11 protein-coding genes and 1 pseudogene are annotated in these 13,095 nt (G+C 71.8%); 3 read left to right on the top strand and 9 right to left on the bottom strand.

Annotated features, from left to right (window positions below; translation table 11 throughout):
• Nucleotide 1: 1 nt before the first annotated feature.
• The 9 genes from hypA to BS80_RS09860 all read right to left on the bottom strand — a co-directional run bounded on the left by hypA (nt 2) and on the right by BS80_RS09860 (nt 7,526).
• On the bottom strand, nt 2-394 hold the full coding sequence (gene hypA / locus BS80_RS09825) for a hydrogenase maturation nickel metallochaperone HypA (protein WP_035795584.1): 393 nt from the start codon (nt 392-394) through the stop codon (nt 2-4).
• A 144-nt stretch (nt 395-538) separates the two neighbouring features.
• Nucleotides 539-646, bottom strand: a complete 108-nt coding sequence (locus tag BS80_RS44055) for a DUF6893 family small protein (RefSeq protein ID WP_408607358.1) — start codon at nt 644-646, stop codon at nt 539-541.
• A complete protein-coding gene (locus tag BS80_RS09830) occupies nt 640-1,179 on the bottom strand; it encodes a hydrogenase maturation protease (RefSeq protein ID WP_035795589.1) in 540 nt (179 codons plus the stop codon). Before BS80_RS09830 ends, BS80_RS44055 begins: the two co-directional genes overlap by 7 nt.
• Nucleotides 1,176-2,615, bottom strand: coding sequence for a hypothetical protein (locus BS80_RS09835; protein WP_035797149.1), 1,440 nt, complete (start codon nt 2,613-2,615; stop codon nt 1,176-1,178). The genes BS80_RS09830 and BS80_RS09835 overlap by 4 nt, the downstream gene beginning before the upstream one ends.
• Before the next feature lie 23 nt (nt 2,616-2,638).
• Nucleotides 2,639-3,352: a DUF6084 family protein gene (locus tag BS80_RS09840; protein WP_035795595.1), complete on the bottom strand. Its 714-nt coding sequence runs from the start codon at nt 3,350-3,352 to the stop codon at nt 2,639-2,641.
• Nucleotides 3,349-4,017, bottom strand: coding sequence for a DUF5947 family protein (locus tag BS80_RS09845; protein WP_051966424.1), 669 nt, complete (start codon nt 4,015-4,017; stop codon nt 3,349-3,351). The genes BS80_RS09840 and BS80_RS09845 overlap by 4 nt, the downstream gene beginning before the upstream one ends.
• The gene (locus tag BS80_RS09850) at nt 4,014-4,595 is read right to left on the bottom strand and encodes a hypothetical protein (protein WP_035795596.1); all 582 of its coding nucleotides are present in this window, start codon (nt 4,593-4,595) and stop codon (nt 4,014-4,016) included. Before BS80_RS09850 ends, BS80_RS09845 begins: the two co-directional genes overlap by 4 nt.
• The gene (locus BS80_RS09855; protein ID WP_035795598.1) at nt 4,592-6,379 is read right to left on the bottom strand and encodes a nickel-dependent hydrogenase large subunit; all 1,788 of its coding nucleotides are present in this window, start codon (nt 6,377-6,379) and stop codon (nt 4,592-4,594) included. The genes BS80_RS09850 and BS80_RS09855 overlap by 4 nt, the downstream gene beginning before the upstream one ends.
• Before the next feature lie 64 nt (nt 6,380-6,443).
• The gene (locus BS80_RS09860) at nt 6,444-7,526 is read right to left on the bottom strand and encodes an NADH-quinone oxidoreductase subunit B family protein (RefSeq protein WP_035795601.1); all 1,083 of its coding nucleotides are present in this window, start codon (nt 7,524-7,526) and stop codon (nt 6,444-6,446) included.
• Nucleotides 7,527-7,915: 389 nt separating this feature from the next.
• On the opposite strand from BS80_RS09860, the gene BS80_RS09865 reads away from it, so the two are divergent.
• The 3 genes and pseudogenes from BS80_RS09865 to BS80_RS09875 all read left to right on the top strand — a co-directional run.
• A complete protein-coding gene (locus BS80_RS09865) occupies nt 7,916-9,340 on the top strand; it encodes a hypothetical protein (RefSeq protein ID WP_035795603.1) in 1,425 nt (474 codons plus the stop codon).
• Entirely contained in the window at nt 9,337-10,494 is a 1,158-nt protein-coding gene (locus tag BS80_RS09870; RefSeq protein WP_035795605.1) for an ARPP-2 domain-containing protein, read from the top strand. Before BS80_RS09865 ends, BS80_RS09870 begins: the two co-directional genes overlap by 4 nt.
• 208 nt (nt 10,495-10,702) lie before the next feature.
• Nucleotides 10,703-12,691, top strand: a pseudogene (locus BS80_RS09875) (APC family permease); the annotation flags it as partial.
• Nucleotides 12,692-13,095 lie beyond the last annotated feature (404 nt).

Below are 13,095 nucleotides of genomic sequence, written 5' to 3' on the forward strand. Positions count from 1 at the left end.
TTCAACGCTCCTCGGGGATCCGTTCGCGGGTGGGCACGGGCACCGGGCCGTCCTCCCAGCACACGCTGACGATCTGCAGCTCGCGGCCGGCCAGGAGCTCCTCGGTCGCCGCTCCGCAGACCGGGCAGCACAGGTCCGGCGGCATGCCGACCGCCCATTCGTCGGCGCAGGGCCCACAGCGGGCCCGCCCGGGGACCGTCTCGGTGACCAGCTCGGCCCCCTCCAACACCGTCCCGGAGCAGGCCAGTTCAAAACAGAAGGCGAGCGAGTCGGGGACCACCCCGGCCAGCTCGCCGACCTGCAGCCGGATGGACCGGACGGCAGTGGCACCGGCGGCCTGCGCCGCCTCCTCCACCTGGCCGACCACGGCCATCGCGACGGACATCTCGTGCATCGGTCTCCTCCTGCCGGGCCGAACGGCCGAGCCGCTCCATTACAGAGCGCCGTCGGGCGACCGGGCCGGCTGCCACGCCGCCACCGGACGGCGGATCGCCCGCTTGGCCCAACCTGGCTCGACAGAAGGAGATATGACGCTGTCTCACATACTGCGCATCCGCAGATAGCGCTTGATGTCCGGCAGCACCTGCGAGACCAGGGCGGCCAGCGCCGCCACGGTCACGCCGGAGACGAAGATCTTCTTCAACATGAGACGTTTTCCTCTCTCGGTTCACGGTCGTGGTCATCGTCCAGCAGCCGCAGCACCAGCCGGACGGCCTCCGGCACCGCCGCGGCCACCGGCGCACTGAGCCCGAACCCCTCCTCGACGCAGGCGGGTTCGCAGCCCACCACCAGCGTGCGGCGGGGCGGGGAGGCCCCGGTGCCGGCACACAGGGTGCCCAGCAGCGCCAACACCGAGTCCGGGGACATCCGGTGTCCGTCGAGCAGGGCCTCGGTCTGCTCCACGCCGCCGGACCCGCTGCCCTCGCCCGGCTCGATCAGGTACAGCGTGCCCGGATCGCTGCCCCGCAGGGTGGCGTCGACCAGGATCAACGTGTCGTAGCCCTCAAGGAGTTGGTAGGCCAGATGGACGCCGCGCACCCCGATGTCGACGGCCTCGACATGCGCGGGCAGCGGTTGCCGGCTCAACTCCCGGACGGTCTCGACGCCGAAGGCGTCGTCGCCGAGGAAGATGTTGCCGACGCCCGCCACCAGGGTCCGCCGGATCGCGGGCGCGCTCACGCGTCCTCCAGCGGGGAGACCTCGTCGGGCTGGAAGTACAGGAACCGGCCCTGCTCGCGCCGGATGTCGGCGCCCGGGTCGCCCTCCACGATCACCGCCAGGTGCACGGCACCGTCGACGTCGTGCAGCACCGCCTCGACCTGGGCGCTGCGCCCGTGCAGGAAGAGGTCCTGGGCGTCGCTGCGCCGCAGGCCGGGCTTGAGCAGCACCCGGCTGCCGGCGCCCACCGACCGGCCGTCCACCACGACCCGGTCCCGGGCGGGGTCGAAGGAGCGGTCACTCGCCGGGTCCCACCAGGGGGTGTCCGGCTGGAGCACGGCGGCCGGGTCCACCAGGTCGACCAGGTCGATGTCGTCCTGCGCCCGCGGCGCGGTGACCTCCCGCAGCGCCCGGACCGCGCCGTGCAGGCGCTCCAGGACCTCGGGCGGCATCGAGTCGGCCAGGTCGATCACGGCGGCGGCCCGCGCGTCGGTGCCGCGGGCCTCGCGCTTCTCCTGGTCGGTCAGCGCCGAGGTACGCAGGGCGAGGATCTCGTCGATCTCCAGCGCGTCGTAGAGCGCGCCGGGGCTCTCGGGGGCGATCGCCGGGTGGTCCTCCAGGATGATCGGGGAGGACAGCAGCACGTCGGCGCCGCCCGAGCCGCCGGCCAGCACCGGCCAGGTGTGCTCGTTGCGGCAGGCCGCCGTGGCGCCCTTGGCCCACTGCGGCGGGTCGGCCATCGAGAGGAACGAGCCGGAGGTCAGCCCGAGCATCAGGTGGGCCGAGACCAGCGAGCGCGGCAGCGCGGCCTCCCGGTCGGCCGAACCGTCCAGCGGCGTCCAGTCGCTGGTGTTCTCCACCACCGCGGTCAGCCGCTGGGTCGCGTACGGGCCCTCGATGTCGGTGGCGGTCAGCCGGATCGCTCCGCAGAGCGCCTCGCGTCGGCGCAGCAGCCGTCCGACCGTGCGGCCGGCCTCGTCGTGCACCGCCTCGGCCTGTTCGTGGACCGGCAGTTCGAACGGCAGGAGGTACTCGCCGTCGGCCAGCTCGGCCACCGGCACGGTCAGCCGCACCCGCTCCTCGACGCCCTCGTCCCAGGGCGTCAGCACCCGGTCGGAGAGCTCCAGTTCGGCGACCGTGCGGTAGCCGCCGGCCGGGCCGAGCTGCTGGACGACGCGCCGCTGCGCGTGCAGGAAGCGCAGCTCGACCAGGAGGGCTGCGCCGCGCCGCGGCTCCATCAGGCACTCGGTGCGCTGCTGGGCGTGCTCGCCGCAGTCGGCGCCCCACCCGGGCGGCACCAGCACGCCGAACTGCCAGCGCATCCGGTTCTTGGCCGCCGAGGCCCGGTACGGATAGAGCACGTAGCCCTCGAACAGGACGGCGTCCGCCACCTGTCGGGCGGCGGCGAACCGGGTGTCGAAGTCGGCGTCCGGTGCGCCGATCGCCTCGGCGACCATGTCGGCGGTCGGTTCGGTGGTCGTCACTGACCCGTCCTTCCGGTGGCGAGCGGTACCGCCGGGCCCGACAGGGCGCAGGCGGGCGGCGGAGGTTGGAGATCCGGCGAGGCGGCCTGCGCCGCGGCCAGCAGCTCCCGCACGGTCGCCTCCCAGGAGGGCAGCGCCCGGCGTGAGCGGTAGGCGAGCAGGGCGTCCATGGTCTCGCGGGGCAGCCGCAGCCAGCCGCAGCCGGGGAAGTGCTGGTCGACCATCTCGCGCCACACGGCGACCGGCATCCGGAAGGACGCCTCGCGGTCCCAGGGCACCGGCTCGACCTGATAGCCGCCGGGCCCGGTGAACGCGGTGCCGGAGAAGAGCATCAGCAGCGGCACCTCGCCCTCCTCGAGCGCGTGGAAGTACCGCGTCGGGGCGAGGTCCAGGTCGTAGCTGCACGGCACCGGGAGGTCGACCTCGATCTCCCCGGTGAAGCCGGGCACCACCAGCGAGACCTGGGCGAACTGCACCGGCAGCAGCGTGCTGCCCCAACGCGCGCGGTCGCCGAACAGGTCCGCCAGGCCGTCGGCCTCGTCCGCGCGGTAGCCGCGGCGGGCGGGCTCGATCCGCAGCTGGCAGCGCAGCGCGATCGCGTGCACCCGGGTGTCCGGGGAGGCGGTGATCCGCAGCCGGAACACCAGGGTGGGGCCGGCCGCGTAGCGGTCGGCGCGCACCCCGGTGCAGGAGAAGGCGAATTCGGTCACGGCGCCGCGCCCTCCTTCGGCACCCGGGCCCGGCTGGTGACCTGCGCGAAGAAGGCCGCCAGGTCGGCCCTGGCCTCCGCGCCGCCGTCGAACCCCTGCCAGTGCAGCCGCATCCGCCCGACCAGCTCGTAGCAGACGTCGATCGGCACCAGGAAGCACGCGTAGCGGCCCTCGCTGCGGTGCACCAGCAGCGCCTCGACGTCGGGTTCGAGCAGCGCGGCGAGCCGGGTCTGGCCCAGCACGGTCTGCCAGGTGGCCGGGTCCAGCTCGCTCTCGGTGGCGCCGGCCGGGCTCGGGTAGAGCGCGACCAGCCGGTCCAACTCGGCGTTGCGGAAGAAGAAGGCGACGCTCACCGGGATCTGCAGCAGCTCCCAGGCACCGTCGTCCAGGCTGTGGCCGGGGTCGGTGAAGTACCGGTCCGGCACGGTCCGGAACCGGCCGCCGGCCGCCCCCGGACGGTCGAAGAGCATCGCGCACGCGGTGCAGGCACAGGCCAGCGAGCGCTTCTCGGTGTCCACCAGGTGCCGGTGCCCTGCCTCGGCCACCACCACCCCGCACAACTCGCAGCGCTCCTGGCGTGGTTGCGGGGAGCGGACGAAGCGGCGCAGGCCGCCGGGAGCGGGCGAGGGCCCGGTCCGCGGCGGCCACGCCTGAGCGGTGCTCACGAGGTCGTCACCGGGGCGGCGGCCCCCGCAGCGGTGCCCGGCGGACGGACGCCGATCTGCAGCAGCGCCGGCTCCTTGACCGCGGCCTCCAGCCGCACCGAGGTGACCTCGGGGGCGAAGCAGGCCATCGCCTCGCGGACCGCCTGTTCCGTCTCGTCACCGGTGGCGGAGCAGCCGCAGCCGCCACCGGCGGCCCGCACGTGGAGCGTGCCGGTGGCCTCGTCGAAGCGCACCAGCTCCACGGGCTTGTTGCGCAGCCCGGCCAGCGCACGGCCGATCCGGGTGGCGACGTCCTCGGGGTGCAGCTCGTGCAGCACCAGCAGGCTGGACACCAACTCGTCGCGCAGCAGCCGGTCCAGGGCGCGGGTGTGCTCGGTGCCGCGGTCCAGCACCTCGACGATCCGGCCGAGCCCGGCGCCGTAGAAGTCCATCAGCAGCCGGACCAGCTCCTCGGCCGCGGCGCAGACCTCGCGGTCGCCGGTGGCCGCCAGGCGCTCCAGCACCTCCTCGACCCGCCGGCCGGTCAGCTCGGCGTCGGCTGTCCGCGGCCGGACGGGGGTCTCCACCGTGGCGCTCATCCGCCCATGCCGCTCAGGCCGGTGGGCACGTGCATCTTCTGCACGGTCTTGCCCTCGCCGAGGTACATGTGGACGCCGCAGGGCAGACAGGGGTCGAAGCTGCGGACGGCGCGCATGATGTCGATGCCCTTGAAGTTCTCGGGCGTGTTCTCCTCGAAGATCGGCGTGTTCTGCACGGCGTCCTCGTACGGGCCGGGCGTCCCGTAGGTGTCACGGGTGCTGGCGTTCCACGGGGTCGGCGGGTACGGGTGGTAGTTGGCGATCTTGCCGTCCCGGATCACCATGTGGTGCGACAGGACGCCGCGCACGGCCTCGGTGAAGCCGACCCCCAGCCCCTCCTCCGGCACCTCGAACTTCTCCCAGGTCTGGGTGCGCCCGGCGCGGACCTCGGCCAGGCCCTTCTCCGCGAAGTGCAGGGCGACGGCCGCCGCGTAGGCCTGGAAGTACGTGCGGGCGCGGTTGCGCTCCAGCGCGTTGCTCCACTTCGGGATCTTCCACTCGAAGCTGGTCTCGGGCTTGGTCATGGTGCGCGGCAGGTTGATCTGCACGCTGTGGCCGGTGGCCTTGACGTAGCCGATGTCGACCAGCCCGGACAGCGCGGTGGACCAGAGCCGGGCGATCGGGCCGCCGCCGGTGTCCAGCGCCAGGTAGTCCTTGCCGTCGAACCAGCGCGGCGACATCACCCAGCTGTACTTGTCGTCGAAGTTGCGCTTCTGCGGCGCCGGGATGGTGTGCTGGTTCCACGGGTGGCGCGGGTCGACCGGGTTGCCGAGCGGGTCGTGCGTGACGAACTGCTCCTTGCCCTGCCAGTCGTCGTAGTACGAGCTGCCGAGCAGGATCCGGATGCCGAGGTTGATCTCGGTGAGGTCGTTGGTGACCAGCTTGCCGTCCACGACGACGCCCGGGGTGACGAACATCCGCCGTCCCCAGTCGGTCATGTTGCGGTACGTGAAGTCGCAGTACTCGGGGTCGTTCAGAGCGCCCCAGCAGCCGAGCAGCACGCGCCGGCGGCCGACCTCCTCGTAGCCGGGCAGCGCCTCGTAGAAGAAGTCGAAGAGGTCGTCGTGCAGCGGGACGACGCGCTTCATGAACTCCACGTAGCGCATCAGCCGGCTGAGGTAGTCGGTGAAGAGCTGGACCGAGGCGACCGTGCCGACGCCGCCCGGGTAGAGCGTGGAGGGGTGCACGTGGCGCCCCTCCATCAGGCAGAACATCTCCCGGGTGTAGCGGGAGACCTGGAGCGCCTCACGGTAGAACTCGCCCTCGATCGGGTTGAGCGAGCGCATGATGTCGGCGATCGTCTTGTAGCCGTGCTCCCCGGCGTGCGGAGCGGCCGTACGCTCGGCCAGCTCCAGCACGCCGGGGTTGGTCTCCTTGACCATCCGTTCGCAGTAGTCGACCCCGACCAGGTTCTCCTGGAAGATGTTGTGGTCGAACATGTACTCCGCGGCCTCGCCGAGGTTGATGATCCACTCGCCCAGGTGCGGCGGCTTCACCCCGTAGGCCATGTTCTGCGCGTACACCGAGCACGTGGCGTGGTTGTCACCGCAGATGCCACAGATCCGGCTGGTGATGAAGTGCGCGTCCCGGGGGTCCTTGCCCCGCATGAAGACGCTGTAGCCGCGGAAGACCGAGGAGGTGCTGTAGCACTCCGCGACCTTCTTCTGCTTGAAGTCGATCTTCGTGTGGATGCCGAGACTGCCCACGATCCGGGTGATCGGATCCCAGGACATCTCCACCAGGCCGCTGCCGTCGCCGGTCGCCTTCGTGCTCGGTGTTGCCATCGTGTGTGCCGTGCCCTTCTTCAAACGGGGAGCGCTGCTGGACGGTTGGGGTTCTGATGCGGAATCACCAGGGGGGCTTGTAGCCGGTGGTGAGCTTCTCCCCGGGCGCGCGCCACTTGGGCTCCTTGTCCACGGTGGCGGCGGTGACCGCGCGCAGCCTGCGGATGACCGCGCCGTAGGCGGCGCTGGCGGTGCTGGAGACCTTGCCGCCGGGCGGCTCGTCCATGAACGGCATGAACTTGTCGGGGAAGCCGGGCATCGTGCAGGCGATGCAGATGCCGCCGACGTTGGGGCAGCCGCCGATGCCGTTGATCCAGCCGCGCTTGGGCACGTTGCACTTCACCACCGGGCCCCAGCAGCCGAGCTTCACCAGGCACTTGGGCGAGTCGTAGGTGGTCGCGAACTCGCCCTGCTCGTAGTAGCCGGCCCGGTCGCAGCCCTCGTGCACGGTGGCGCCGAACAGCCAGGTGGGACGCAGGTGTTCGTCCAGCGGGATCATCGGGGCGGCGCCGGTGGCCTGGTGGAGCAGGTAGACCAGCGTCTCGGAGAAGTTGTCGGGCTGGATCGGGCAGCCGGGCACGCAGACGATCGGGATGCCGGCCTTGGACTTCCAGTCCCAGCCCAGGTAGTCGGGCACGCCCATCGCACCGGTGGGGTTGCCGGCCATCGCGTGGATGCCGCCGTAGGTGGCGCAGGTGCCGATCGCGACCACGGCCAACGCCTTGGGCGCGAGCCGGTCGATCCACTCGCTGGTGGTGATCGGCTGGCCGGTCTCGGGGTTGTCGCCGAAGCCGCACCAGTAACCCTCGGCCTTGATCGCCTCGTTGGGGATGGACCCCTCGATGACCAGGACGAACGGGTCGATCTCGCCGCGCTCCCCCTTGAAGAACCACTCGATGAAGTTGTCCGCCCCCTGGACCGGACCGCACTCGAAGTCGATCAGCGGCCAGTGGATGGCGATCTTGGGCAGACCAGGGAGCACGCTGAGTGCGATCTCCTCGATGCTGGGCTGGGTGGCGGCGGTCAGCGACACGGAGTCGCCGTCGCAGCTCAGCCCGGCATTGATCCAGAGGATGTGGATCGGGGACTCGTCGGTGCCCGGTCCCGATGCGGCCGCATCGGCCGTGGTCGGCGTTGGAGCGTTCATGGGGGCCTCCTCGGGGAGGTGTGGGACGAAATACCCTCAGGTCAGTTCTCAGCGTGCTCGGAACCGGAGCCCGGTGTGACGTCGGGCGCGGCCAATCCGGTGACGCTCCCTGGTGCGGCAGGGCCAGAGCCGATGCTCACGCACATCCGGGGCCGCTCCGCGTGCGGCCAGCCGCCGTGTCACTCGAAAGCGGAACCCGGGCCAGGCCCAGTTGGCGCAGCGCAGCACCGCGGATATTCGGCGGTGGGCCCGGGGGCCGCTCTGTTACGGTCGGCGGGCCGGCCGCGGGACTCCGGTGCGACTTCCGGAACCTGCCTCTAACGCAATGATTCGCAGTTCGCGCCCCCATTCCCCGGCCGGCATCCGACCACGACCCGGGGGATCGTCCGATGGACTCGTACGGCGACCTGATCGCCGCCGACGACGTGCTGCTCTTCGTCAACGCGGCGATCACCTCCACCGGGCAGCGCGAGTTCCACAGCGAGGAGGGCGCGCAGCGGCTCTCGCTGGACTTCCTGCACGAGTACATGATCGGCAACTACCGCGACCTGTACGCCGCCGTCCTCGCGCTCGACATCAACGACCACAACGCGGTGCTGATCGTCCGGCGGCTGCTGGAGAGCGCCCGCGAGGCGACCGACGAGCAGCGTCGTACGGAGGGCCGGCTGATCGCCCGTCGGCTGGCGCTGCTCCCGCCGCAGCGGGTGTACGGGCTGTTCCGCGAGCTGCGCCGGGCCAAGGTCAACAACCGGCGCACCCGGGCCGTCATGCGCGACTGGATCGCCGCCCGTCCGGACCCGGCGTTCGACGCGGTGAAGTACCGCGGCGGGGTCAAGCTCGCCCTGCGGCACGCCCATCTGGCGCCCGCCGTCGAGGAGTTGGGCCCGTTCGTGTTCGCGCCCAGCTCCCGCAAGCGGTTCACCACGCCCATCCTGGAGAGCTGGCGCCGGGCGCACTACGAGCAGGCTGCCCTCTACGAGCTGCCGTACACCGTGGCCGAGGGCTTCGCCGCCAAGCACCGGATCCCGCGCGCGGTCTTCCTGGAGCGGATCGCCCCGCGGATGACCCGTCTGGAGCAGCTGCGGTTGCAGGAGTCCGGACGCGAGCACAAGGCCGGCGCGGTGCGCGCCGATCTAACCCGGATGCCGCTCACCCGCCTCGCCTCGTATGTGCTCGGGCTGCCGGTCGCGGACCGGCTGGCCCGGCGCGCCGAGCTGACGGACGCACTGCGGGCCGCCGCGCGCCGGGTGGCGGGCGTGCACCGGGGCAGCTGGGGCCGGGTGGCCGCAGTACTGGACGACAGCTTCTCCACGGTCGGGTCGGGGCAGAAGCGGCGCCGCCCGCTCGCCGCCGCACTCGCCGCCCACTACCTGCTGGAGGCGCTGGCCGGGCACTACACCGCGTTCTGGACCTCCGGCCACACGGACGCACTGCTCAGCCGTCCGCAGGGGCCGACGCCGCTGGGCCACCGGATCCTGGACGCGCTGGACACCGCGCCCGCCCGCCTGGTGATCGTCTCGGACGGCTGGGACAACGCGCCGCCCGGGCTGGCCGGCGAGGTACTGCGCATCTGGCGCACCCGGCTCGACCCCGGGCGCCGCACCAGCGTCGTCCACCTCAACCCGGTGTACGACGCGGAGGACTTCGACGTTCGCCGGCTCGCCCCGACCGTCCCCACCGCCGGACTGCGCGACGCCGAGGACCTGCCGGCCCTGGTCGAACTCGCCCAGTTCGCCGAAGGCCGCACCGGGAAAGCCGAGTTGACGGCCTATCTGGACGCCCGTACCGCCCACTTCCTGAAGGAGGAGCGATGACCGTGCTGGACCTGACCGGCCTCACCACCCGCCCCTCGCAGGTCTGGGGCGGGGTGCGGCTGGTGCCGCTGGTGCGCGAGGAGCCGCTGACCGACCTGCGGCTGCACGAGGAGATCTACAGCGACGGGCCCGGCCTGGTCGAGCTGGGTCCGCGCGACCACTACCTCTCGTACATCCCGCACGGGTTCGTCGCGGCCTGGACCGGCGACGGCTCGCCGGCCGCCGCGTACGGCACCCGGCTGGACGGTCCCGGCGGCGGGCCGCCGCCGGCCATGCCGCTGCGCTTCCACCGCCGAATGGTCCGCCGGCAGGCCAAGGACCGGCTGCGCTTCCTGCCGCTGCACCTCGCACTGGAGGGCTACCTGGCACTGCACTTCGGCGGGCCCGTGATCGCCTGGCAGGAGTGGTCGGACCGGGCGCTGCGAGGCGGCCTCTCCCCGCGCGTCGAGGAGGCGTACGTGGGCGCGCAGGTGCGCGGGCTGGGCGACGCGCTGCGGGTCTTCGAGATCCACCCGAACCAGTGCGGACTGCTGGTCTACACCGGCGACGCGCTGGCGAGCGCCTTCGCCGTCCCGCACCCCGACGACTACCGGGCGCTGCACCCCAGCCTGGTCAGTGACCTCTACGGCGAGTTGGTGCACCACTACGCGCTGCTGGCGGCGCCGCTGCCCGACTTCCGGACCGCGATCGACGGCGCGGGCATCCGTTCGCTGGCCGACCTGCGGGCGGCGGCGCGGCGCCAGGAGCGCGACTGGGCGCTCTTCCACGACACCACGATGGCCGGCGGCCTGCTCGACGTCCCGCACACCGCGCAGAGCGTCTACCGGCTGGGCCGCTTCACGCTCTCCCGGTTCCTGCCGCCCTTCGCGCCGAAGCACGAGAACCACATCGGCGAGACGATCACCGACGAGAACGGCCGGATCGCGTACCTGAAGACCTTCCGGCTCTCGGAGAACCAGGTCCGGCGCGGCCACCTGCTGAGCCGGCTGGCCGAGCGGCAGTGGAACCTCGCCGACACGGCGGCCGAACTGGGGGTCACCGAGGCGCAGCTGGGGATGCGGCTGGAGTCGGCCGGCTTCGGCCACCTGCTGCGCCGGGACGTGCTGGACCTGTACCGCAAGGTGGCCGTGGGAACGCTGGGACGCAAGCGCTGAGCTGCGACGTCGCCGGGTCGGCCGGGTCGACGGGAGCCCGTCAAGATCCCGTCAAGAAAGCCGATTGGATCATGCTCAGGGGCGCCGGAGCGCTTGAAACGCGTTAAGAAGATAACCGTCAAAAAGGCGACGGCCCCTCACGCCGTCAGCAGTACCCCGGACAACGCAGTGTCGCGCCGCCAGGTACTCACGGTCGAAAGGATGGCGCATGGCCGCGCCTGCCCAAGCCCCCGAAAAACCCTCCGCACTCCCGGGCGGTGTCGACCTCCCGGAGAGTGCCGGCTACCGGCTCAAGAAGGCTCTGCTGGGCCCGCCGCTGGTCAGCTCGGAACTGCACAACGAGAAGCTCTCCAAGCCCATCGCGCTCGGCGTGCTGGCCCCGGACTGCATCAGCTCCAGCGCGTACGGCACCGAACAGATGCTGACCCAGCTGATCCCGGCCGTCGGAGTGGCCGGCTTCGCGCTGGTCATGCCGGTCACCGGCATCATCCTGGCGCTGCTCTTCCTGCTCACGCTGTCCTACCGCGACGTCGTCATGACGTACACCAAGGCCGGCGGCTCCTACGTGGTGGCGCGCGAGAACTTCGGACCGCGGGTCGCCCAGATCGCCGCCGTGGCGCTGCTGATCGACTACATCGTGACGGTCGCGGTGCAGACCGCCGCCGGCACCGACGCGGTGGCCTCACTGCTCCAGCTGCTGCTGCACACCAACATCGACCACGAGAAGATCTGGATCACCTGCGGGGTGGTCGCGCTGCTCTTCTACGGCAACCTGCGGGGCATCCGCGAGGCCGGCAAGGCCTTCTCGCTGCCGACCTACCTGTTCATCCTGGCCACCGGGCTGACCGTCGTCGTCGGGATGATCCGGCTCTTCACCGGCACCCTGCCGCAGCTCACCGACGCCCAGTTGCACGCGCCCGGCGTGATCGACATCGGCCACCCCGGCGGCGGCATCCTGATGGGCGCCTCGCTCTTCATCATGATGCGGGCGTTCGCCAACGGCGGTTCCTCGCTGACCGGTCTGGAGGCCATCTCCAACGGCGTCAGTGCCTTCCGCAGCCCGCAGGGCCCCAACGCCCGGCGCACCCTGGTGATCATGAGCACCATCCTCGGCGCCCTGGTGCTCGGCGTCTCCACGCTGGCCTGGAAGACCCACGCCGTGCCGTTCTCCTCGGGCAGCCCGACGGTCCTCGCGCAGGAGGCGCACCTGGTATTCGGCCAGAGCGGCTTCGGCAACGTGATGTTCGCCTTCGTCCAGATCGCCACCGCGCTGATCCTCTACACCGGCGGCAACACCTCCTTCAACGGGTTCCCGTTCCTGGCCAGCTTCGTCGCCGAGGACTCCTTCCTGCCCCGGCAGTTGACCATCCGCGGCCACCGGCTCGCCTTCTCCAACGGCATCATCGTGCTGGCGGTGGCCTCGCTGGTGCTGCTGATCGGCACCCAGGGCAACCTCACCAAGCTGGTCGCGCTCTACGCGATCGGCGTGTTCACCGGGTTCGTGATGGCCGCCGCCGGTCTGGTGAAGTACAACTGGGTGCGCCGCGATCCGCATCGCACGATGAAGATCGTGATCAACGCGGCCGCGGCCGTGGCGTCCGCGGCGGTGGTGGTGATGTTCGCGGTCACCAAGTTCACCGAGGGCGCCTGGATGGTCGTCGTCATCTTCCCGTTCGGCGTCTGGGCGCTGATCCGCACCAACGGCCGCTACCGCGCCGAGACCGCCGCGCTGGCGGCCGCTCCGGCCTCGGCGACCACCGCCGCCAACACCCGCAGCGTGGTCTACGTGCTGGTGGACCGGCTCGACCTGGCCGTCGTCAAGGCCCTGCACCACGCGCGCAGCCTGCGCCCGACCGAGCTGAGCGCCGTGCACTTCATGGTGGACGACCGGCAGGCCGAGCGGCTGCAGCGCAGCTGGGAGGCGCACCACGCCGCGGACGTCCCGCTGGAGGTCATCGAGTGCCCCGACCGGCGGCTGCGCCGCGCAGTGGCCGAGCTCTCGGCGCGGGCCACGGCGGACGGCCGGACCGACGTCACCCTGCTGATCCCCCGGCGCGCCTACGGCCCGCTCTTCGGCCGGCTCTTCCACGCCCGGGTCGGCGACCGGATCGCGCAGGCCGCCAGCCGGCTGCCGCACACCGCGGCGACCATCGTGCCGTTCGACGTCACGCAGGCCATCGAGGAGCTCGGCCCCGACCTGGCGGACGGCCCCCGGCCGGTGCCCAGCACCGCCACCGCGGCCCGCGGCGAGAGCGCCAGGGGACGGCGGCGCGTCGTCGAGAGCGCCGGCACCGAGGCCGCGCAGGCGCCGGCCACGCCGCGCGCGGACGGCACCACCGCGATATCCGACCTGCACTGGCGCAACCGCGCCAGCGTCCGGGGCCAGATCCGCTCGGTGAACGTGACCCCGGTCTCCGGCACTCCGCACCTGGAGTGCGAGCTGTTCGACGAGACCGGCGGCATCACGCTCACCTTCTACGGCCGCCGCGCGATCCAGGGCATCCAGCCCGGCGCCCGCCTGCGCGCGGAGGGCATGGTCGGCAGCACCGACGGTTATCTGACCATCGCCAACCCCTCGTACGCGCTGCTGCCGCCGAAGAA

Source organism: Kitasatospora mediocidica KCTC 9733 (assembly GCF_000744225.1).
GTDB lineage: Bacteria > Actinomycetota > Actinomycetes > Streptomycetales > Streptomycetaceae > Kitasatospora > Kitasatospora mediocidica.